22 protein-coding genes are annotated in these 23,199 nt (G+C 47.4%); 19 read left to right on the top strand and 3 right to left on the bottom strand.

Translation table 11 applies throughout. From position 1 onward, the window contains the following. Positions 1–13 precede the first annotated feature (13 nt). A complete protein-coding gene (locus tag FE296_RS31305) occupies positions 14–535 on the bottom strand; it encodes a zinc metalloprotease (protein WP_124114211.1) in 522 nt (173 codons plus the stop codon). Between the two features lie 228 nt (positions 536–763). On the opposite strand from FE296_RS31305, the gene FE296_RS31300 reads away from it, so the two are divergent. From FE296_RS31300 to FE296_RS31280, 5 genes are all read left to right on the top strand, one after another. Continuing rightward, positions 764–1,441, top strand: a complete 678-nt coding sequence (locus FE296_RS31300; protein WP_091016984.1) for an SOS response-associated peptidase — start codon at positions 764–766, stop codon at positions 1,439–1,441. Positions 1,442–1,646: 205 nt separating this feature from the next. Beyond that, positions 1,647–2,777 carry an NADH-dependent flavin oxidoreductase gene (locus FE296_RS31295; protein WP_124114212.1) on the top strand — a complete coding sequence of 377 codons (1,131 nt, stop codon included), beginning with the start codon at positions 1,647–1,649 and terminating at the stop codon, positions 2,775–2,777. 137 nt (positions 2,778–2,914) lie between these two features. After that, complete coding sequence (locus FE296_RS31290) at positions 2,915–3,682, top strand: DeoR/GlpR family DNA-binding transcription regulator (RefSeq protein ID WP_124114213.1); 768 nt, start codon at positions 2,915–2,917, stop codon at positions 3,680–3,682. 20 nt (positions 3,683–3,702) lie between these two features. Further along, the gene (locus FE296_RS31285) at positions 3,703–4,161 is read left to right on the top strand and encodes an OsmC family protein (protein ID WP_150367565.1); all 459 of its coding nucleotides are present in this window, start codon (positions 3,703–3,705) and stop codon (positions 4,159–4,161) included. Between the two features lie 58 nt (positions 4,162–4,219). After that, positions 4,220–4,810 carry a DUF2062 domain-containing protein gene (locus FE296_RS31280; protein ID WP_124114215.1) on the top strand — a complete coding sequence of 197 codons (591 nt, stop codon included), beginning with the start codon at positions 4,220–4,222 and terminating at the stop codon, positions 4,808–4,810. Here FE296_RS31280 and FE296_RS31275 read toward each other — a convergent pair. After that, positions 4,788–5,717, bottom strand: coding sequence for an AEC family transporter (locus FE296_RS31275; RefSeq protein ID WP_124114216.1), 930 nt, complete (start codon positions 5,715–5,717; stop codon positions 4,788–4,790). The genes FE296_RS31280 and FE296_RS31275 overlap by 23 nt on opposite strands. Before the next feature lie 214 nt (positions 5,718–5,931). Here FE296_RS31275 and FE296_RS31270 point away from each other — a divergent pair, with 214 nt between their 5' ends. The 13 genes from FE296_RS31270 to FE296_RS31210 all read left to right on the top strand — a co-directional run bounded on the left by FE296_RS31270 (position 5,932) and on the right by FE296_RS31210 (position 21,951). Continuing rightward, entirely contained in the window at positions 5,932–7,014 is a 1,083-nt protein-coding gene (locus tag FE296_RS31270; RefSeq protein WP_124114217.1) for a lactonase family protein, read from the top strand. A 386-nt stretch (positions 7,015–7,400) separates the two neighbouring features. Next, positions 7,401–8,033: a 3-hexulose-6-phosphate synthase gene (gene hxlA, locus FE296_RS31265; RefSeq protein ID WP_036670570.1), complete on the top strand. Its 633-nt coding sequence runs from the start codon at positions 7,401–7,403 to the stop codon at positions 8,031–8,033. Between the two features lie 4 nt (positions 8,034–8,037). Further along, entirely contained in the window at positions 8,038–8,601 is a 564-nt protein-coding gene (gene hxlB / locus FE296_RS31260; protein ID WP_124114218.1) for a 6-phospho-3-hexuloisomerase, read from the top strand. Between the two features lie 267 nt (positions 8,602–8,868). Further along, complete coding sequence (locus FE296_RS31255) at positions 8,869–9,228, top strand: winged helix-turn-helix transcriptional regulator (RefSeq protein ID WP_150367564.1); 360 nt, start codon at positions 8,869–8,871, stop codon at positions 9,226–9,228. A 370-nt stretch (positions 9,229–9,598) separates the two neighbouring features. Next, a complete protein-coding gene (gene pepF / locus FE296_RS31250) occupies positions 9,599–11,401 on the top strand; it encodes an oligoendopeptidase F (RefSeq protein WP_150367563.1) in 1,803 nt (600 codons plus the stop codon). Positions 11,402–11,512: 111 nt separating this feature from the next. Continuing rightward, positions 11,513–12,028, top strand: coding sequence for a DUF2500 domain-containing protein (locus FE296_RS31245; RefSeq protein WP_223869109.1), 516 nt, complete (start codon positions 11,513–11,515; stop codon positions 12,026–12,028). A 235-nt stretch (positions 12,029–12,263) separates the two neighbouring features. After that, entirely contained in the window at positions 12,264–13,757 is a 1,494-nt protein-coding gene (locus FE296_RS31240; protein ID WP_150367562.1) for a rhamnulokinase, read from the top strand. A 1-nt stretch (position 13,758) separates the two neighbouring features. Continuing rightward, entirely contained in the window at positions 13,759–14,520 is a 762-nt protein-coding gene (locus tag FE296_RS31235) for a DeoR/GlpR family DNA-binding transcription regulator (RefSeq protein WP_150367561.1), read from the top strand. A 229-nt stretch (positions 14,521–14,749) separates the two neighbouring features. After that, on the top strand, positions 14,750–15,478 hold the full coding sequence (locus FE296_RS31230; RefSeq protein ID WP_017688927.1) for a (Fe-S)-binding protein: 729 nt from the start codon (positions 14,750–14,752) through the stop codon (positions 15,476–15,478). Next, positions 15,475–16,995, top strand: coding sequence for a LutB/LldF family L-lactate oxidation iron-sulfur protein (locus FE296_RS31225; protein WP_150367560.1), 1,521 nt, complete (start codon positions 15,475–15,477; stop codon positions 16,993–16,995). The genes FE296_RS31230 and FE296_RS31225 overlap by 4 nt, the downstream gene beginning before the upstream one ends. Further along, positions 16,985–17,710 (top strand): LutC/YkgG family protein, encoded by a 726-nt coding sequence (locus FE296_RS31220; RefSeq protein WP_150367559.1) that lies wholly within the window; start codon positions 16,985–16,987, stop codon positions 17,708–17,710. The genes FE296_RS31225 and FE296_RS31220 overlap by 11 nt, the downstream gene beginning before the upstream one ends. A gap of 215 nt (positions 17,711–17,925) precedes the next feature. Continuing rightward, positions 17,926–18,480 carry a glutathione peroxidase gene (locus FE296_RS31215; protein WP_150367558.1) on the top strand — a complete coding sequence of 185 codons (555 nt, stop codon included), beginning with the start codon at positions 17,926–17,928 and terminating at the stop codon, positions 18,478–18,480. A 297-nt stretch (positions 18,481–18,777) separates the two neighbouring features. After that, complete coding sequence (locus FE296_RS31210; RefSeq protein WP_150367557.1) at positions 18,778–21,951, top strand: bifunctional cytochrome P450/NADPH--P450 reductase; 3,174 nt, start codon at positions 18,778–18,780, stop codon at positions 21,949–21,951. Between the two features lie 197 nt (positions 21,952–22,148). Here FE296_RS31210 and FE296_RS31205 read toward each other — a convergent pair whose 3' ends face one another. After that, positions 22,149–22,571 carry a hypothetical protein gene (locus FE296_RS31205; protein WP_124114226.1) on the bottom strand — a complete coding sequence of 141 codons (423 nt, stop codon included), beginning with the start codon at positions 22,569–22,571 and terminating at the stop codon, positions 22,149–22,151. Positions 22,572–22,695: 124 nt separating this feature from the next. Here FE296_RS31205 and FE296_RS31200 point away from each other — a divergent pair, with 124 nt between their 5' ends. Further along, complete coding sequence (locus FE296_RS31200) at positions 22,696–23,040, top strand: hypothetical protein (RefSeq protein WP_150367556.1); 345 nt, start codon at positions 22,696–22,698, stop codon at positions 23,038–23,040. Positions 23,041–23,199 lie beyond the last annotated feature (159 nt).

Genomic DNA, 23,199 nt, shown 5'->3' with positions numbered 1-23,199 from the left:
AGTTCGTAGCAGATTAGTACTTGGATCTTACGTTATTGATATCAAAGGTTTGAGGTTGGGTCATGGAATTGCGGTTGCGGGAGTAAGACATAATGGAAGGACTGCTTGTTGTCGGGTTGTCACCGAGCCAGATGGAGTGTCCGAGTTCGTGGACAAATACGCTTTGAATGAAGTTGGATAAGTTGGTTGCGTCAGGGGTGATTGTGGATGCATTGAGTTCGATGCGGAAGCTTACGACTTGACTGCCGGATACGGAGGCGTAGTTGACACCATATGCTGTATTATTGAAGTTTCCTGCGGTGATGGTGTTTGGGGAGTTACTTGTTTTGGTGAATTTAACTTTGGCACCTGCATTGTTCCAGTTGGTAAGGGAAGCGTCCATGGGAGTCTGCCATGCGGAGGCGTAATTATACGTACGAATGGGGATGGTGGTGCTGGGATAACCGTAGGTTAGAAAGGTTGCCGCATAAATGGTACTGCCAAACATCGCAATCGCTGAGAACAACATGATGCTCATCAAAAACTTCCTTTTCATACTTAAAACCTCCAATAAATGTATTTTATTCTCTATTATAGTAACAAGTAATATTTGAGTTGAAATGAGTCCGAGGTCGTTGTTTTTGTCGTGAAAAACATGAAATATATCATGATCAGACCCTAATGGTGTAAAAATAAGTCATTTTCTGTTCAATGTTCATGCATAATTTCCCTGAAATTACAAACAATACGTTCAACTTCTCATAGGGAAAGGTAGTGCTTGAGCATGTGTAACCGTTTTTCATTGGCAGCCGATTTGGACGAAGTCAGAGATCATTTCAAGATTCAGCGAGTGATGTATTATTACAAAAACCGATACAATATCAGCCCAACCCAGCATACGCCGATTATTTTGCATCAGGATGGTGAGCGTGTATTGGATGAGTTCCGGTGGGGGTTCATTCCATTCTGGGGTCGTGATGCTGTTAACGCAAATCTTATGACGGTGCATGAGAATCCTTCCTATTACAAACTGGTAGAGACCAAGCGCTGCGTCATTCCCTGCAATGGATTATATTACTGGCGGCAAGAGGGCAAGAAAAGTTATGCAGTTCGTGTTGTCATGCCAGATCGCGGTCTGTTCGGCATTGCTGGGTTATACGAGGTGTGGAGAGATACACGGAAAGAGCCGCTTCGTACCTGCACGATGCTTATGACAGGCGCAAACATGGTTACACGCGAGTTTGGCAGTAAAATGCCAGCGATCCTCTCTGAAGAAGAGATCAACACCTGGCTTGATCCGGCTAATACACGGGTGACTCAGTTGTTACCGCTATTGAAATCGTATAACAGTACAGAGATGAATCTGTATCCAGTCACCCCAATGGTCGCCAATGATGAACACGACTGTTACGAGTGCGTAGAAGAGATGGATCAGAAGCTGGCTTACGTTCGGAGTTTCTGAATATCCTTTGGATAGAGTGAAGGACTTTGGATAGAATGAAGAAGATTAAGGGGCTGAGAGTCTGGAGACACTCTGCTCTTTTTTTCCTTTCTGAAAATGAAAAGTTGCAATTGCAAAGAAACGTAACTATAATCATTACAGTAAGTGAACGCATATATTCATATATCTATTAAAAGAGATGTTTATAATCAGGAGGGAACCACGAATGAATCCAAAGTTTAACCAGATGTTTGAACAAGTTTCACTGCCGACTGGTATTACACTGAAAAACCGTATCGTGCTCGCTCCCATGACTCATATGTCCTCGAATGCGGATGGTACCATATCCGACGCTGAACTCGCTTATTATGCACGACGCACCGGTGGGGCTGGCATGTCGATTACGGCTGTAGGGCATGTAACCGAGCATGGCATTGGTTTCCCCGCTCAATTTGGTGTCTATGATGATCGCTTCATTCCTGGTCTGAAAAAATTGGCTGATACCATGAAACAACAGGGCTCCGTTGCCGTATTGCAAATTTTCCATGCGGGCCGTCTGACACCTGAACAAGCTGTACCTGCGGGTCAAGTAGTTGCTCCTAGTGCGGTTGCAAGTGAGCGTCCGGGATCTCCTGAACCAAGAGAATTGACGGATGCCGAGATTACTTCCATTATCAAAGACTTTGGTGAAGCGACACGTCGTGCAATTGAAGCTGGTTTTGATGGTGTTGAGATTCACGGTGCTAACGGTTATCTGATCCAGCAATTCTTCTCCCCTCATTCCAACCGACGTGAAGATCGTTGGGGCGGAAGTGTAGAGAAACGTCTGACATTCCCGCTTGCTGTAGTGGATGAGATTCAGAAAGTGGTTGCCGAACATACGAAACTGCCGTTCATCATTGGTTACCGTTTCTCCCCGGAAGAGCCGGAAACACCGGGACTCACGATGGAAGATACGTATGCACTGGTGGATGCGCTTAAAGATAAAAAACTGGATTACCTGCACGTTTCCTTGAACGAATTCTGGTCCAAGCCAAGACGTGGCGAAGCAGATACACGTTCAAGAATGGAATTCATCCTGGATCGTGTGAACGGTAAATTGCCTGTGATTGGCGTAGGTTCAATTCATACGGCTGATCAGGCCGCTGAGGCGCTCCAAACGGGAGTACCACTACTTGCCATTGGACGTGAGCTGATTATTGAACCGGATTGGGTTGAGAAAATCGAGAGCGGACGGGAAGAAGATATTGAAACGATTCTGACCAAATCGGATCAGGAACGTCTGGTTATCCCTGACGGATTGTGGAATGCAATCATCCACACGCCGGGCTGGTTCCCTATGGCAGAAGATAAATAATATACACTTCAGAACTGGAATGGAGGGGGCGAAAGCTCCCTCTTTTTGCACATGGTCCAGATTCTTCTTGTCATCGCTCTGTGGTATGATGGATGAACAGGATCAACTGGATAATCAACGGTTTGGAGTGAAGGAATATGCTCGTAGCTGAACGGTATGAGAAAATAGTGGAATGGGTGGATACGCAAGGCAGTATACGTGTGACCGAACTTAGTGAGCGCTGCGGGGTGACGGAAGAGACGATACGTCGTGATCTGGACAAGCTCGAACAGGCAGGCAGGCTCAGAAGGTCCCATGGCGGGGCGGTCAGCGTAAAATACAAGGAAGAGTTACAGTCGGAGATTCCGTATCCGGAACGTGCTGTAGCCCATGCAGAAGAGAAGCGCAGAATTGCAAGCGAAGCGGTGAAAATGGTGGAACCCGGCGACCGGATTGCTCTGGATGCAAGTACAACCGCGTGGTATATGGCGGCAGGATTGCCGAACATTCCACTGACCGTATTAACCAATTCGATAAAAGTGGCCGCAGAGCTGAGTAACAAGGAGCAGATTCGTGTGATTGCCACAGGTGGGCAATTGGCTTCGAAGTCACTGTCTTTTGTAGGACCGCTGGCGGAACGTTCGTTGGATGCGTATCATGTCGATAAAGTGTTTTTGTCTTGCAAAGGGGTGCATCTGACCAAAGGCATCAGTGAGTCAAATGAATTACAGGCCTTGGTGAAGCAGAAAATGATCCAGATTGCGGATGAAGTCATATTACTTGCAGATTCCAGCAAATTTAATATACAAGCATTTACCAGAGTCGCTGAGATGAGCAGTGTGGCAAAAGTGATTACAGATCAGGGTGTAGATGAAGAGCAAGTTAGCGCATTGATTGAGCAGAATATTACGTGTATACGTGTGTAAATAAGAAAGGAATGAATGTCATGAAACATCCTTTTCATCTGAAAGCGGTATGGAATGGTGGGCGTAACAGTGAGGGAACAATCGATGCAGGTGGATTAAAAACGGTCATATCGATTCCGAAGGAGATGGGCGGACCCGGTACGGGAACTAACCCGGACGAGATGCTGCTGGGTGCAGCCTCCACCTGTTACCTGATCACACTGGCCGCGATGCTGGAGCGTTCGGATATTACGCCGGATGAATTGACGCTTGAATCGGAAGCAACGGTAGATGTTACGAATAACGTATTTACGTACGAACGGATCGTACATAGACCCCGGATTGTACTCAGCCAAGATGCCTCAGAGGCGGATCTGACCAAGGCTGAGCGCCTGGCGCATAAGGCTGAATCCTCCTGTATGATCTCCCGAGCGGTGGCAGGTAATGTCCAGATGGAGACACAACCGGTCATTGTTACTACAGGAGCTAACGCGGTGTGATATACTGAAGAATAGACGATTCAAGTTGTCATTTGTGTAAAATAAGGAGTAATACGGTATGAACACACAGAAGCGCAAGACTAACCGCTGGGTACGTTTAACACGTGCTATGAAGCTGAATTTTCTCAAATTGTTACGTGCTCCCGGAGGTGCCCATAAAGTATCTACCGGATTTGCCATAGGGTTCGGACTGGAACTGATCGTGATCTCGACCGCTTCCCTGATATATCTCGTATTTTATCCAATTGTGCGATTGTCTGGGGGGTCGGTGCCAGCAGCGATTGTTGGTAATGTGATCGGGAAACTTACGTTTTTACCTATTATCCTGATGCCGCTCGCGAAACAAATTGGCTCATGGATATTGCCTGCTCACAGCATGGGACAGGGACCGGTACATGAGAGTGCATTCATGGAGTTGTTTCGCGGGAACTGGTCGGCCGTGAGTGAATTGTTGCTTGGTGGACTGGATATTCTGGCAGGCATGTCCGTGTTTGGTGCTATTCTGGGTGTGATTTCGTACTTTGTCGTGAAATTCTTCTACGTCAGAGCGCTCAACCGGCGTTATGAACGCCGGTTGGAGAAACGCCGACAAGCGGATATCGCTTCGGTATCACCTCCGGTGTTAATCAGGAAGCCATCACAATCATAATGGGCAGCATGAACATGGATGCAGCAGTTGTCCACAGAATGCAGCGGGATACAAACTGCGGAGAAGCATTGAACTGTTCAGCCAAAATAACGGCGTTCACTGCGGTCGGCATCGATGCGAGGATCAGCAGCACACTGAACAAGGTACCCTCGACCTGAAGTGCGGTCAAAATCAGCCAGGAGAGGATCGGCGCAGCTGCGAGACGCACCACAAGTCCGGTCCAGAAGGCTCGGCGTACATTGGGCAACCAAGGTACCATTGCCCCTTTGTGTCTGAGCATCTGTGCCCCAAGAATGGCGAGAACGACAGGAGAGTAGCCCGCAGCCAGCATGGAGATTCCTCCATCCAGCGCTTCAGGCAGGCTCAGATTGGACGCACGCAGCGCAATGGCGATGCCAGCAGCATAAATGGATGGCATGCGGAAAACGGACAGGATCGCATCTTTCACCGTGAATTCGGATCTCGCGGCAAAAAAGATACCTACCGTATTAACAATAATCATCTGTCCAATAACGTAGACAGAAGCCTTGTCCAGTCCAAGCTGACCAAAGGCAAGCAGTACAAGCGGGAGCCCGTAATTCACGCAGTTCGTAAACGTGGAGACGAGGGTGAGACCCGCTTTTTCGCTTGCACCCAGACGGAAAATCCGGCTTAACAGCTCGGCGAGTGCCCACAGGGCAATCAGATTAATAATAGAGAACCAGAACGTGCTGGTGACGTCCGTCCAGGTAATCTCTGCATGCAGCAATGTATTGAAGATGAGCGCAGGGCTCAAAATATAAAGGGAAAAGGTCGAGAGCGACCGGGTATCCCAATTTTTGAAGCGTTTTAACAGAATACCTCCAATCACGGGAAGTGATATCGGCAAGAATACATGGTATAACGTGAGTAAAAATGAGTGTAGCAATGCAATTCAGTCCCTTCTGGATGAAAAACCTATTTTATCATAGCAGAAGATGCATCTCATATGAATGGATATCAGTATGATGATGTGTAGTAATCGCCTTGTTTAACTAAGGATTTCCCTGCTGGGCAACGACAGCAGATTGCTATTTTGATATGGCAGATTTATTATAGAAGAGGTGCAACAAGATTACATACACATAGAGGAGGAAACTGTAATGAGTGAATCAAAACGCTTGCTCGTACTTGCTGGCTCTTACGCTGAAGCGGAAAATGAGGGCATTTATGCATATGAATTGAATGAGGATACAGGCAGCTTGTCCAAGCTTGACGGCATCGCGGGCGTGAAAAACCCAACGTTTGTCAACGTGGATGCTGAAGGAAACAAACTGTATGCGATTGGTGAAACAGCGTCAGCTGAAGGCAACAAAATGTCTGAAGCTGTAGCTCTGAGCATTGATCCTTCTACAGGAAAATTAACGTTGCTGAACCGGAATAACTCCATTTCAGCTCCGCCATGTCACATCCAGCGTGACCCTTCCGGCAAATACTTGATTCTCTCCAGCTACCACGGTGGTCTGGTAGGTCTGCAAGCCTTGACGGATAACGGTGAAGTTGGAGCGCTTCTGGACGAGAAGAAACATGAAGGACAAGGTGCGCATCCGGAGCGCCAGGACAAGCCACATGTGCACTCCGCATTCTTCAGCCCGGATGGTAAATATATGATGGTACAGGATCTGGGCGCGGATAACATTGCGATCTATTCCATTGATACAGACAAAAATGAACTTGTGCTGCACAGTGAAACCAAAACGCATCCGGGAGCTGGCCCACGTCACTTGGCGTTCCACCCGAATGGTCAATTCGCTTATGTGATCAACGAAGTGGATTCTTCCATTACTTCGTTCCAATATGATGCAGTAGCGGGTACGTTGACTGAATTGTCTACCGTATCTACATTGCCTGATGGATATGATGGCAAAGAGAATACAACAGCGGAAATCACAGTTTCCAATGATGGACGTTATGTATATGGTTCTAACCGTGGACATGACAGCATCGTTGTATTTGCAGTAGATGCAGACAAAGGTCACCTGACACTGGTTGAACATGTATCTGCTGAAGGTGAGCATCCGCGTCATTTTGCTCTGACACCTAACGGCAAATTGCTGATCGCAGCTAACCGCGATACGAACAACCTCGTAACATTCACGGTGGATCAGGAGAGCGGCCGTCTGAAATACACAGGTCACAGCACAGGTGTATCCAAGCCGGTATGCGTGAAACCAGTATATCTGTAAAAATAATAAATTTCTAAACCAGCCCTGGCTGGATTGAAAATGATAACGATGATAAAGATAAAGACTCTGCCATGTGGCGGGGTCTTTTCTATTGAATATCTTATTGGATGATTAGCCTGCTGCTCTGCTGTAAGCGGGTGGATTGGAATAGAGGATTAATTCTATATTTGATTCACCTAACAACGGAAAATTATCAATAGTATCGCCCAAGTAACTACCCCACTTCAAAGTGCGTACTTCCTGAATGGATAGTCAGGGTCTACAATGAGTGAGTAGCCAAAACAAACACTGCATGCATCTGAACAGACAAATTGGTGCAGGCTAAATATCTGATTATTATTTTTACAGGAACGAATCATACTTGAACAACAAAGGAGAAATAAATGATGAAATTGCAATTGGCGCTCGACTTGGTAAATATCCCTGAAGGTATCGCACTGGTTAAAGAGGTTGAACAATATATTGATATCGTTGAGATTGGTACTCCAATCGTTATTAATGAAGGTTTGCACGCGGTAAAAGCGATGAAAGAAGCATTCCCTAATCTGCAAGTTCTTGCAGACCTTAAAATCATGGACGCAGGCGGTTATGAAATCATGAAAGCAGCTGAGGCTGGTGCGGATCTGATCACTGTGCTTGGGGCAACCAATGACAGTACGATCAAAGGTGCAGTAGCAGAAGCGAAGAAACAAAACAAACAAGTTCTTGTGGACATGATCAACGTGCCTAACCTTGAACAACGTGCCCGTGAAATTGATGCGCTTGGCGTAGATTACATCTGTGTACACACAGGTTATGACCTGCAAGCTGAAGGACAAAGCCCGTTCGAAGATCTGCAAACGATCAAAGCTGCTGTGAAAAATGCTAAAACGGCTGTCGCTGGTGGAATCAAGCTGGAAACATTGCCAGAAGTAATCAAAGCACAACCGGATCTGGTTATTGTAGGCGGCGGTATCACAGGACAAGCCGACAAAGCGGCAGTTGCAGCTGAAATGCAACGTCTTGTTAAACAAGGGTAAGCGAATGAGCAAAACACAATACGCAGCGGACATCTTGAAGGAGCTGGAACGTACGTTAAGCCAGATCGACGATGCAGAGATGCAAGCGATGGCTGAACACATTCTGGCTGCGGAACAGATTTTTGTAGCAGGAGCAGGCCGGTCAGGACTTATGGGAAAGGCTTTTGCCATGAGACTGATGCAGATGGGGCTTCGTGTATATGTGGTGGGCGAGACCGTAACACCTGGGATCAGCTCGAAGGATTTCCTCTTGCTGTGCTCTGGTTCAGGAGAGACAGGCAGTCTGGTAGCGATGGCTCAAAAGGCTAGTCAAGCTGGTGCACCTGTCGGCCTGATTACGATCAAGCCAGAGTCCACGATCGGTCAATTGGCAACTACGGTAGTGCGTCTTCCGGCTTCAGCCAAAGAGGACACAGCGACTTCCGGAGCGGAAGTAACCATCCAGCCAATGGGCTCGCTGTTTGAACAGGGACTGTTAATCGGCATGGATGCTCTCATCCTTACGATGATGGAAATGAAGGGTATGACCGGAGCGGATATGTTTGGCCGCCACGCGAACCTGGAATAGTGAATAGATGAAAGACCGGAATCCTTTGATTATGAAGGGTTCTGGTCTTTTCTGCGATACATAGTCATTCATCTGTATAGATTTTATCCGTGATTTTCAGTTAAACTTTGCATCCCGACCAGGCTGTAGTAGAATTAATAGATAGCTGTATCGAATGAATGTACTTATTACATCATGCATGGAGCGGAAAGCTTACCTCGTGTGAAGTGTCCCCGTGATATGTGTAATATACGCGATATAAGATTGAAGATGAGGGGGCTCGGAGCCATGGCAGCCGAAGTCAAGGAACGGATTAATCTGAAAGAAATCAACTGTGAGAAGGAATTGACCCTTGCGGTGATCGGTGGCAAATGGAAACTGATCATTTTGTGGCATTTGGGTCTGGAAGGCACCAAACGTTTTAGTGAGCTGAAACGCCTAATCCCTCATATTACCCAGAAGATGCTGACCAACCAGCTTCGTGAGCTGGAGGAAGACAAACTGATTGAGCGCAAGGTGTATGCAGAGGTACCCCCTCGGGTGGAATATACGTTGACAGATCACGGTCAGAGCCTGATGCCCGTCCTGCACGCGATGTATAACTGGGGTAAAAATTACGGCGAAAATGTAATCTGGAAAGAAAACTAAATAAGTAAGTTCTATAATGAACCGCCGGGTAGATGGATTCTTCCATAACCTGGCGGTTTTTTAGTTACTTTCAGACCATGGTCACATGATCAATAGTTTATACGAAACGTAGAGGACAGAAATAGACCTAAGAAGCGAAGCGTTCGCCTTTATCACCGGATTTTCACCTTTTAAAAGTGAATCAAAAAATCCGGGGATAACAGCGATCGAAAGGCTATTCTGCCAGCGGGGTAATTATGGAGTAACCCGTTTGTCTGCTCTACCATAAATCTATACCAAAAGTCTCATTGTTCGCAGATGTCATGTATAGATAAGCGTATTATGATACGATGAGAGATATTGGAAAATGCAAGGAGGATGACAACTAAAGATGGAAAAAATACGTACACGTGCTGAGGTAAACCCGGAAACCACTTGGGATCTGAAAGACTTGTTTGTAACCGATGTAGAGTGGGAGCAGGAGCTTCGATCACTTCCACTGGCTGCTGTCCAGATCGAAACGTTCAAAGGACGTCTGGGCGAAGGCGCTGAACAATTGCTGGCTTGTCTGGATGCGCGTGAAGCTTTGCAGGAGCGGATCGCCAAGACGGCTTCTTATGCCCGCTTGAAGCAGTCAGAGGACAGCACCAATCCGGTCAATATTGAGAATTCAGCTAAAGCAGGAGATATCCTATCGAATCTGTCGTCGTCCTTGTCTTTTGTCAATTCGGAGATCGTTGATCTGCCGGAGGGAACCGTTGAACGTTACCTTGAAGAACTTCCGGGATTGGAGCCGTATGCTCGGAGTTTGGAGCGTTTGATTCGAGAAAAAGCACATCGGCTTACCCCAGAGACCGAGAAGGTACTCGCTTCACTAGGAGAGGTACTGGATTCGCCATACCGTATCTATCTGCGCGGTAAACTGGCAGACATGACGTTTGACGATGCTCTCGATGGAGAAGACAATAATCGGCCACTGTCTTGGTCATTCTATGAAAATAATTATGAGATGTCATCTGATACCAAGCTGCGCCGTTCTGCTTATGCTGCGTTCAGCTCGACATTAAATGATTACAAAAATACGTTTGCAGAAGGTTATGCAACCGAAGTGAAGAAACAAGTTGTGTTATCCAGGCTGCGTGGTTACGACGATGTTACAGATATGCTTCTCAGCCCACAACAAGTGAGCAAAGAGATGTACAATAATATTCTGGATATTATCCAGCAGGAATTCGCACCTCATATGCGCAGACTGGCGGCTCTCAAGAAACGTGAGCTGGGTCTGGACAAGCTGATGTTCTGTGATCTGAAGGCTCCGCTTGATCCAGAATTTAGTCCCGCCATTACATATGATGAGGCGTGCACACTCATCCGAGAAGCACTTGATGTGCTTGGGCCAGAGTATGGCGAGATCGTAGAGCGCGCATTCAGTGAACGCTGGGTGGATTACGCAGATAATGCAGGCAAATCCACAGGGGCATTTTGTTCCTCTATATATGGTTCACACTCCTATATCTTGATCTCATGGGCGAACAATATGCGCGGAGCATTTACACTTGCCCATGAAGTGGGACATGCAGGCCACTTTATGCTTGCGGGACGTTACCAACGGCTCACGAATACAAGACCATCGCTTTATTTCATTGAGGCACCATCGACCATGAATGAAATGCTGCTGGCAGATCATCTATTGAAGCGTTCCGATAATCCGAGAATGCGTCGTTGGGTTATTTTGCAACTGTTGAATACGTATTACCATAACTTCGTTACGCATCTACTGGAAGGTGAATTGCAGCGCAGGGTATATGCACTCGCAACTAATGATGAGCCGATTACGGCGAAGACGTTAAGTCAGCTCAAAGGGGACATCCTCTCTGAATTCTGGGGACCTGATCTGGTAATTGATGAAGGGGCCAAACTCACGTGGATGAGACAACCTCATTATTATATGGGACTATATCCATATACCTATGCGGCAGGTTTGACGGCTTCCACAGCGGCAGCACAGAAGATTCGGGAAGAAGGACAGCCTGCGGTAGATCGCTGGCTTGATGCACTCAAAGCTGGTGGAAGTCTCACTCCACAGGAGTTAATGAAGCTTGCGGGTGTGGATATGTCCGGACCTGAACCAATTCGTTCTGCGGTTGCTTATGTCGGTAGTCTGGTCGACGAACTTGAACGTCTGTATTCCTGATCTGGTTCATATAGTATACGGACAAGGCAGAACGGGTTGTCTGCATGCACCGCCTTCCTTGCGTGGGGGGCGGTGCATCTTATTTTTGCAAGGGGAAAGGAACGATGATGAATGGCGTTAACGAGCGTGTCCTCATCGCTGGGCCGATTAAGCGTAGATGGCTTTGGTGTGTTTGACGACATGAATGGAGTACCAGGTTTTGAAGGCAATCAGGGTGGTTTTTTTTCGGGATTTAATGAGTTTGCTACAATGAATGCATTTGCTTCGATTTTCATTGGCGCGATATTTCTCATCATTGCAGGAGTTATTGTTTTTGTTATTATTTCAGGCATACGCTCAGCGGCATCAAATAACGCGGCAGCCTTGTTAACCCTGCACTCAACGGTGGTGGCCAAACGAACGGAAGTGTCAGGTGGCAGCGGGGATAGCAGTGCAACGACCCGTTATTATGTTACATTTGAATTTGACAATGGTGAGCGCATTGAACTGATTGTTGGTGGAAACCATTATGGCATGCTGGCTGAACATGATCGAGGGATGCTGACGTATCAAGGGACACGTTTCAAGCATTTTGAGAGAGATGTACAGCCCCAGTCGGGAGTAAACAAAGGTCAATTTTATACGTAAAAAAAGAACTGCGGCTCCTCCCAAGTGGGAGAGAGTCGTTTTTGGTATACCCAAAAGAAAGAAAAACCGAAGGGTATTCAAACGCTTACAATGGTGATATACTCGTAAAATAAAGTAAAACAGTATTAAACAAAAACAAACAAACAATAAATACAGCATAAAGTACAGGATTACGGACTGAAATAAGAGATGCCATTTGGAAAATAGGATGGGTTCGAAAGGTTGGTGAAGCACGGTGAGTGTGCTGGCTTATGATTTGGGCGCTGGGAGCGGGAGAGCGCTACTGGGACATCTGAATAATCGTGGGATCGAAACGAGCGAAATTCATCGGTTCAAGAATGAACCGGTGAAGGTTGGCGAGCGGATGCACTGGGATATTCTGCGATTGCATCATGAATTGTTGCAAGGGCTTACTCTTGTGAAACAGCAAGGAGAAAAGCCAGAGAGTCTGGGGATCGATTCCTGGGGCGTTGATTTTGGTCTGCTTGGCAGTAATGGTGAGCTTCTGGGTAACCCGTATCATTACCGTGATACACAGTTTAACGGCATGATGGATCAGGTACGCCAAGAACTGAGCTCTCAGCGAATCTTTGAACGTACAGGGATTCAGTTTCTTAGCTTTAATACCCTGTATCAGTTGGCAACCCTTCAACGTAGCGGTTCTCCGCTTCTTCATGAAGCAGAGCGGTTTCTCATGATTCCGGATCTGCTTCGATATTTCCTGACGGGAGAAGCCGTGAATGAGTTCACCAATGCCACGACAACACAATTATATAATCCATCGGAGGGTCAATGGGACGGTGAGTTGCTGAAGCATATTCGCATTTCGGAGAAACTCTTTGGTGAAGTGGTGATGCCAGGCACCCGTGTTGGACAGTTGCGCAGCAGCATCTGTAACGACCTTGGTCTTTCTCCTATACCTGTGATCGCAGTTGCGGAGCATGATACGGGTTCAGCCGTTGTGGCTGTTCCTGCAACGGAACGTTCATTTGCTTACTTGAGCTGTGGAACCTGGTCCCTGATGGGGACGGAGATAGATCATCCTGCGATTAGTGCCGAGAGTCTGGCTTTGAACTTCACGAATGAAGGCGGGGCGGGTGGAACATTCCGTCTGCTGAAGAACATTATGGGCTTATGGATTTTGCAGGAAAGCATGCGAGAGTGGGACCGCCAAGGGCAGGGAATTAGCTATGATGCGTTATTAGCAAAGGCTGAACAGGCACCTCCATTTGCCAGTTTGTTTGATCCGGATGATGAACTGTTTATGCCAGCAGGAGATATGACGACGCGTATACGTCAGTATTGCCGTGATACAGGGCAGGTGATACCAGAGAATCAGGGGGCTATTGCCCGGGCAATTCTGGAGAGTCTGGCATTGAAGTATAGGAGAGTCCTGGAATGGACGGAACAATTATCGGGACAGACGTTCAACGGATTGCATATGGTCGGAGGAGGTATCCAGAACCGCCTGTTATGTCAGTGGACTGCAAATTCCATTGGCAAGCCGGTATGGGCAGGTCCGGCAGAGGGAAGTGCCATCGGGAATATGGCTGTGCAATGGATGGCGAGTGGAGCTTTTAAAGATATCTGGGAGGCCCGTAAGGCCATTCGAGATTCATTTCCGGTAACTACGTATGAGCCGCAAGACAGGTCAATCTGGGAAGATGCTTACGGCAGATTTCTGCGTGTGACGGCTTCATCTAATTCACAAGCGGGGAGTGAGGTGTAAAATGCTGGCAGCCGAGCGGTATGACCGAATTGTGGAGATGGTGAATGTAAAGGGCAGTATGCGTGTATCCGAGCTTAGTGAGCGCTGCCGGGTGACGGAGGAAACCATACGGCGTGACCTGGATCGGCTGGAACAGGCAGGCCGACTACGCCGATCTCACGGTGGTGCAGTGAGTGTGAAGGAAGATCAACCGGAGATCCCTTACCGGATCAGGGAGACAACCCATGCGGAAGAGAAAAAGCGGATTGCACAAGCGGCTCTGGCGATGATTAATCCGGGTGATCGCATTCTGTTGGATGCGAGCACAACGGCAGGTTATATGGCAGCGAACATGCCGGATTTCCCGCTGACGGTTTTAACCAACTCGATTCAAATCGCCACTGAACTTAGCAGCCGTGACAAGGTTGAGGTCATCTCAACAGGGGGCCAGTTGGCATCTCGCTCGTTGTCTTTTGTTGGGCCGCTCGCGGAGCGTTCTCTGGAAACATATCACGTGGATAAAATGTTCATGTCGTGCAAAGGTGTACATCTCGAAGGTGGCGGAATCAGTGAATCCAATGAACTCCAGGCAAGGCTGAAGCAGAAGATGGTTGGCATATCCGATCAAGTCATCTTACTTGCAGATGCCAGTAAATTTGGTGTCCGTGCTTTTGCTCGGGTATCCGGGTTAAATGCAGTCCATAAGATCGTTACCGATCAGCCATTGGAGGCTGAACAGACAGAACGTTTGAGCGGATACGACATCGAGATCATCACAGTTTAAGCTTTGAATTTATTAATATAAATTGAACTAAACATTTACACGAAACGGAGAGGACAGAAATAACTTGAAGAAGCGAAGCGTGCGCCTTTATCCCCGGATTTTATCCTTTAAAAAGTAATTAAAAAATCTGGGGATAACAGCGATCGGAAGGTTATTCTGTCATCGGAGTGTTCAGTGTAAATATTCTTTAGTTATTCATCTACTAATCAGTTAATAGGAGCGTGTAATTATGAAGGTCTCCTTATTCATTACCTGCCTCAGCGATGCCATCTATCCCCGAGTGGGGGAAGCCATGGTCAGATTGCTCGCCGCTCATGGCGTTCGGCTGGATTTTCCACCGGTTCAGACCTGCTGCGGTCAGCCTTCCTACAATAGCGGGTACTGGGATGAGACTCGGGTAGCGGCCAAAACGATTCTTGAAGCATTTGACGACAGTGATTTTGTGGTATGTCCTTCCGGATCGTGTACGTATATGATTCATCATTATCCCGAACTGTTCGCGGATGAACCGGTGTGGCTGGAGAAGGCAAAACGATTGGAAGCGAAAGCCTATGAGTTTACTCAATTCCTCGTTCAGGTACTCGGGATAACCGATCTGGGCGCACATTTTCCACACAAAGTAACCTATCATCCATCCTGCCATGGCAGTCGTCTGCTGGGTGTAAAGGATGAACCGATGGCATTGTTATCCCAAGTAAAGGGACTGGAATTGGTTCCACTGCCGTTTGCTGAGGACTGCTGCGGGTTTGGGGGTACGTTTGCCATTAAAATGTCTGATATTTCGGGAGCGATGGTGACGGAGAAGGTTGATCATGTCAAAGAGACACAAGCTGAAGTGCTGGTTGGTCTGGACATGGCCTGTCTGATGAATATCGCAGGTAATCTGCGTTATCGGAATGAACCGGTGCGTGTGATGCATCTGGCGGAACTACTGTATGAGGGGGTGCGAACAGGATGAGCCAACCGGGAGTGATGGATACTACGGTCAAAGAACGTGCCGGACTGGCCTTGAATGATGATTTTCTGCGTAAAGCAGTCAAATTCACGACAGAACGATTGCGTAACGGAAAGAAGTCTGCCTCAGAAGAACATGGAAATTGGGATGAATGGCGGGAGCGTGGCCGTCAGATTCGTCTGCATACGATTGCGTATCTTGATTATTATCTGAATGAATTTGTGAATAATGCCCGTGCGAACGGGGTTCATATTCATTTTGCAGATACATCGGTGGAAGCAGCGGCTATTGCGCTGGATATTGCGGCTCACAAGCAGGCGTCTACAGTGGTAAAGTCCAAATCGATGGTGTCGGAGGAAGTACATCTGAATCATGTGCTGGAGTCGGCGGGCATTGAAGCCATCGAGACCGACCTGGGTGAATACATCATACAGTTGGCAGGCGAGGCCCCATCTCATATTGTCATTCCAGCCATCCATAAGAACCGCTATCAGATTGCAGAGTTGTTATCGAAGGAAGCGGGTGAAATTCTGGAGCCGGACACAACGGTACTTGCCGGATTTGTTCGCAAAAAGCTGCGCGAGAAATTCCTTGAAGCAGATATCGGCATGACCGGCTGCAATTTTGCGATTGCAGAGACAGGTTCCATGGTTTTGTTCGAAAATGAAGGTAATGCCCGTATGGTATCCACTGTTCCAAAAACGCAGATTACACTGATGGGCATGGAGCGGATCATCCCCTCGTGGACGGATCTGGAGGTCATGGCAACCTTGTTGCCACGCTCCGCAACAGGTCAGAAACTAACGATGTACATGTCAGGCATCACAGGTCCTCGCCGCACAACGGATGGAGATGGACCCGATGAAATGCACATTATTATCGTGGACAACGGTCGATCCTTACAGCTCGGTGATCCTGAATTCCAGGAGTTGCTGAATTGTATTCGCTGTGGTGCTTGTCTGAATGCTTGCCCGGTATATCGTCATATTGGAGGTCATGCCTATGGCGGCACCTATAGTGGTCCGATTGGCGCGGTACTGACACCTGCACTCAATGGCAACATTGATGAATGGAACGATATTGCGGGTGCTTCGAGTCTGTGCGGAGCCTGTTATGAAGCATGTCCAGTTAAAATTCCATTGCATGATATGCTCGTTTATCTACGCAGGCGTAAAGTGGAAGATGGCCATGGAAACAAAATGGAAAGCATGGGCATGAAGGGATTTGCTGCCGTTGTATCCAATTCCAAACGTTTCAGTGCGGCCATACGTCTGGGACAGATCGGGCAGAAGGCAGTTGTACGCAACAACGGCATTACTCTCAAGCTGGGTCCACTCAAAGGCTGGAACAATTATCGGGTTGCGCCAAGTCTCGCCAAGAAATCCTTCCGGCAGCAATGGAACAAGCTGGATCAGGAACTGAACGAGGAGCAACAAGCCATGGATTCTTCCGTTCGCAGCCGTATGGAGCAGATTATTCGTGAACGAGAAGAAGGGGAGGGGAAGAAGCATGGTCACTGAACATCAGCAATGGCTTGCACAATTGGAGAAGAAGTCCATTGAGAAACAGGAGCAGTTTATGAATGACATTGCTTCGAAATTGAGAAGACCAAGGCAACGCCAAGCGCCGACCCAACCCTTTCGGGGAGCACCCGACTTTTGGACTGAATTGGAATGGGATGAAGAGAAGCGTATTCAAGCATTTACTGATAACTTTGTAAGTGTAGGCGCCCACATTGCCCGGGTTCAGAACATGGAAGAAGTATCTCAATTTATAGCCAACAAATCTCATGAGCTGAGTGCCAAATATATCATTCGTCAGAATGAACAGGCGCTAAAGGATCTCGGATTGGAAGAGCAGTTAACGGATGTGCAGATCTCAGTCTGGAATAGTCAGGCGGATGAGAACTGGAGGGCTCGTGCAGCTGAGGCTGATATCGGTGTGGTAATGGCGGATTATGCGACAGCATACACAGGCTCGGTTACTGTACTTTCTTCACCGGAAAAAGGTCGCTCGGTTAGTCTGTTGCCTACGGTACTCATCATCATTATTCCAGTGGATCGACTGTACACCAGACTGGGTGAGACGCTGGATCGATTTGACGAAGCGGGAAGAGAGAATCTTCCGGCAGGTATCCACTTTATTTCAGGGCCAAGCCGCTCTTCCGATATTGAAAATGATTTAACCATTGGCGTACACGGACCAGGGATTGTATATGGTTTAATCATGGGTTAACGGTGTGCTAAGCGTGATGTCAAATCATGATTTTAATAACTGTCCAAGATGCAGTATTTGAATGCTGAGGGCAGTTTTTTATTTGGTTTACTATAGTTAAAAACTATTAAAACTATATTAATTATATATTTTACCTATTAATAATGGAGGTGTATAATCCATCTCAAGATAGAATTCATATGAGATACAAAAGTGAAAGAGGAGGATGAATACAGATGAGTATATTTTCTTACCAAGTTCCGTTTATGGAGGCACACAACGGTGATTTTGCTGCTTTTAAAGGGAAGGTTCTGCTTATTGTGAATACAGCAAGTCGGTGCAGCTACTCCCGGCAATTCAGTGAACTTCAGCAGATGTATGAGAAATATGGTGATCAGGGGCTGGAGATTCTGGCGTTCCCTTGTAATCAGTTTAACGACAAAGAACCTGGCAGTAGCTTTGAGATTGCCGAGTATTGCAGGAGTCAGTTTCAGATCTCCTTTCTGATCCTCGAGAAGGTTGAGGTCGTTGGGCAATTCATGCATCCTTTGTTCCGTTATCTGATTGAAGAAGCGCCATTTCAAGGTTATGATCTGGACACGAAGGAAGGACAGTGGATGGACACCTTTGTGAAGGAGAAGCATCCAGAATTGTATCAAGGGGACGGGATCAAATGGAATTTCACCAAATTCCTGATTGACCGCAGTGGGAACGTCCATGGCCGTTATGAAACGACAGTTGCTCCATTAGAGATGGAGTCGGCTATTCAGTTTCTGTTAAAGAAATCATAAGTATACCTTAATCCCTGTCCTGAGGTCCTATGACTTTGGGACTGTTGAAGATTGGAACTGGAAATGTTAGGGTAAAAGAAGATAACGAAGTCCTCCATTTTTTTTAATCAAAAATGACCAATATACCATTTCAGTCAGTTAGTTCTTTGTTGGTTTTATCGTTATCTGGATGAAATATGAAAATGTGCAAAAAATAACTTGAATCTGTTGATCTGAAGAGCAAGTGTATCGCGTCTGTAAATCAAGTCATTATTTTGTAGTTGTAGAACTCTTAACTTGGAAAAAAGGAGTGAGTGTATGCCACCAATTTCAGTGCCTCAACCGAAAACATTTGGCCCACTGGGCAATTTGCCGCAATTAAACTTTGAAGAGCCGGTGCAGTCCCTGGTGAAACTGGCTGAAGAATATGGACCGATCTTTCGTATGGAGTACCCCGGGCGAAGTGAATTGTATATTTCCGGTCACAAACTGGTCGCCGAGGTAACGGATGAATCCAAATTCGACAAACGTGTGTGGGCACCCCTTGCAAAGGTTCGTGCTTTTGCAGGAGATGGGCTATTTACGAGTTGGACCGAGGAGCCGAATTGGAAAAAAGCCCATAACGTACTGCTGCCAAGTTTCAGTCAACGTGCCATGCAGGGATATCACAACAAAATGATTGATCTGGCTGTGCAGCTGGTTCAGAAATGGTCACGATTGAACCCGGATGAGACGGTTAACGTTCCGGATGATATGACACGTCTTACGCTCGACACGATTGGACTCTGTGGGTTCAACTATCGGTTTAATAGCTTCTACCGGGAAGAACCACATCCATTCATTACGAGTATGGTCCGTGCATTGGATGAATCCATGAGTTCATTGCAGCGACTGCGTCTGCAAGACAAGCTGATGATCACCAAAAAGAAACAGTTTGAACAGGATATCCGTTCCATGTTCTCTTTGGTGGATCACATTATTGCCGAGCGTAAAGAGAAACCGCAGGAAGGCGCAGATGATCTGTTGTCCCACATGCTCAGCGGCAAGGACCCGGAGACAGGAGAAACGCTGGATGATGAGAACATCCGTTATCAGATTATTACATTCCTGATTGCTGGACATGAGACCACAAGTGGACTGTTATCCTTCGCCGTTTATTATCTGATGAAGAATCCGGATACGCTGGCTAAAGCCCAAGCTGAGGTGGATCAGATTCTGAAAGATCCGGTTCCCACGTACAACCAGGTTCGCAATCTGAAGTACGTCCGCATGGTTTTGAACGAAGCATTGCGGTTATGGCCAACGGCCCCGGCATTTTCCCTGTATGCAAAAGAGGACACGGTACTTGCGGGTCAATATCCTTTGCAAAAAGGAGACAGCGTCAGTGTACTTATTCCCAAGCTGCATCGCGACCGCGAAGCCTGGGGAGACGACGTAGAGGAATTCCGTCCGGAACGGTTCGAAGATCCGAGCAAAGTGCCGCATGATGCCTATAAACCTTTTGGTAACGGCCAACGGGCCTGCATTGGTCAGCAGTTTGCACTTCAGGAAGCAACGCTGGTACTGGGCATGGTGCTGAAGCATTTTGACTTCATCGATCATTCTGATTATCAGTTAAAGGTGAAAGAAACGCTGACGCTCAAACCGGATAACTTCACCATTCGTGTACGTGCGCGTGGGGGGCAGCCAGTCATGGCCGTTCCAGGTGTAGCGGTCGAAGAACCGAAGCCGGTTGCCAAAAGAACGGAGCCGGATGCAGCGAATGCCCACCACACACCGATGCTTGTTCTGTACGGTTCCAATCTGGGTACAGCCGAAGGCATTGCACGTGAAATTGCGGATACCGCCAGATACCAGGGTTTCCGCAGTGAGGTCGCTGCGCTGGATGATCGTGTTGGCAAACTGCCAAAGGATGGTGCCGTCATTATTGTCAGTGCATCCTATAACGGTCAGCCGCCAAGTAATGCCAAGATGTTTGTCGAGTGGATTGAACACGCCGATGCCAATGAATTCAAAGGGGTGCGTTTCGCCGTTCTTGGATGTGGTGACCACAACTGGGCCAGCACCTATCAGCGTATTCCGCGTCTAATCGATGAACAGTTATCTTCCAGAGGAGCAGAGCGGTTATCACCGCTGGGTGAGTCAGATGCTAGCGGAGATTTCGAGAAACAGGTGGGGGATTGGACAGAGCAATTATGGCCTGATCTCGCACGAACAATGGGACTGAAGCTAAACACAAGCTCCAATAGCGAACGCAGTTCACTATCTGTACAATTTGTCAGTGGGCTCGCAGTAACACCGCTTGCGGATACGTATGATGCTCATGTGGCAGAAGTGCTCGAGAACAGGGAGCTTCACGACGCGGGCAGTGAACGCAGCACACGTCACCTGGAGATTAAATTGCCTGAAGGCATAACCTACAAGGAAGGGGATCACCTGGGCATTCTGCCGCAGAATCCACCGGAACTTGTGGAACGTGTACTTCGTCGATACGGGTTTACCGGTACTGAGCATCTGGTTCTGGATGCATCCGGTCGGAGTGCCGCACATCTACCACTGCATCAACCGGTTAACCTGTATGATCTGCTCAGTCATAGCGTCGAGCTTCAGGAGGCGGCAACTCGTGCGCAGTTGAGAGAAATGGCAGCATACACCGTATGTCCACCGCATAAGAAGGAACTTGAAGCGCTGCTTGATGAATCTGTGTATATGGATGAAGTGCGGAATAAACGGATCTCCATGCTGGATTATCTGGTGAAATATGAGGCATGTGAACTGCCGTTTGAGCGTTTCCTTGAATTACTGCCTTCATTAAAAGCCAGATATTATTCGATCTCCAGTTCACCGCGTGTGCAACCCGATCAAGCGAGTATTACGGTCAGTGTTGTGCGTGCCCCGGCATGGAGTGGACAGGGAGAATACAGAGGTATTGCGTCCAACTATCTGGCTAACCTGAAGTCGGGTGACGAGATCGTGATGTTCACGCGGACACCGGAATCCGGGTTTCAACTGCCGGAGGATACACAGGTTCCCGTCATCATGGTAGGCCCGGGTACAGGTGTTGCTCCATTCCGAGGTTTCTTGCAGGCAAGGCATGTATTGAAGGAACAAGGTCAAGAGGTTGGCGAAGCCCACCTGTACTTTGGGTGCCGGAATCCCGAGCATGATTATCTGTACAAAAATGAATTGCAAGCAGCCCAGCAAGAAGGGCTTGTGAAGCTTCATACGGCCTTCTCCCGTGTAAACGGGGAGGAGAAATGTTATGTACAGCATCTGATGAGAGACGATGCTCAGCATCTGATTCCTTTGTTTGAAGAGGGTGCGCATCTGTATATCTGTGGTGATGGCAGCAAGATGGCACCTGATGTGGAAGCTACACTCCAGCAGGCATACGCTGATATTCATGGCAAGTCCGCGAAGGAAGCAGAAGATTGGCTCAATCAGCTTCAGCAGGAAGGTCGTTATGCCAAGGATGTATGGACAGGAATCTGATGTACACATGAAGGGTCAGCTTGATCCGTAACTGGCTGAGCGGTGAGATACAGAAGCAGTTCTGTTCTCACCGCTTTTTGACATAAAATGATTCTTCAGCAGATGAGTGGTTGCATGGGTTATAATTATATATTGGAAGGGAGCACCCGTATGCAGACATTTGGGAACCATTGTATGGCTTGCGAAAAGAACCAGCTTTACTTCCGGGTACACGGCCGTTTCAGTTTTTTTCTTCCGGCGGTTGGCCGATAGATCGACTCGATGCTGGAAAGAGGAAATAAAATACGGGAAGGGACTCTGCCTTTTCCCTGAAGTTCAAGATAATCCAGTCCCACGCCCACAAGTCTGATATTGTTAAATGCATTCCTGGAAGGGAAAGTCGTGCGGATTCCCACTCTGACGCCTCGCCGCGTTCGAGGAATATCAAATACCCGAATGGAGTTCAGACTGAGAGGAATGAATAACTGACGGTTTACTTTGATAAACTGCCTTGGATAGACACGACGAATACGTCCCGGTTCCAACCCGGAGAGTGGAGTATTCAGTTCTGCAAGGTGCCCCTGGAGTTGTGCCAGGCGCTGCTGAAGTGTTTTTCCAGTATGGAGATGCTGCCAGCTCATAAGTATTCCTCCGTTCGCCATTTGTACCTAGTATATGAAGGAACGGGGTAGGAAGGTGTACGTTTGATAGCCCATGTTCGTTACGGCTAACGGAGTTTCATTTTATAATAGAGGAGTGATTCAAATGATCGTAAAGATGTATAAAGACCTCATTCAGGATGAGCGTGGCAATTATTATCTGGCAGTACAGATGGATGGTAATGAGCTTACACTCGTTAATGCATTCGTTGAAGCGGCATTCACACCTGAACTGATCTACAATGAAGAGTTCCGTGCCAAGCATAAGGAGATGGAAGGCGGGTTTGTAGGCAAAATTGCGATGGACCTGCTAAGGCACGATGTGGTCATGGGGATGAAGCAAATCGACCGTAAACTGTTGAACTTGTCGGATGTGGAACAGCAGTTCACGGTAAATTATATTGATACGATTGAATTTTATCGTCATCCGGCGTGGAACCGGAAGATGTAAGTCGAAACTCATCTCCTTGTAACCAGAGAGAGAATGATTTCCGCAGTGGCAGTCAATTTCTATCTTGTGTCCTTATAAATAAGAAATGTAAACGCGCAAAAGGGGAAAAGCGCAAGTACAGGGGCAGTAAACCTCTGCAACTTGCGCTTTTTTGCATAC

Origin of the sequence: Paenibacillus sp. UASWS1643 (assembly GCF_008693195.1) — a bacterium.
Classification (GTDB): Bacteria; Bacillota; Bacilli; order Paenibacillales; family Paenibacillaceae; genus Paenibacillus; species Paenibacillus amylolyticus_B.
Note: the sequence above shows the minus strand (reverse complement) of the source record. Positions and strands in the feature narration are given on the sequence as shown.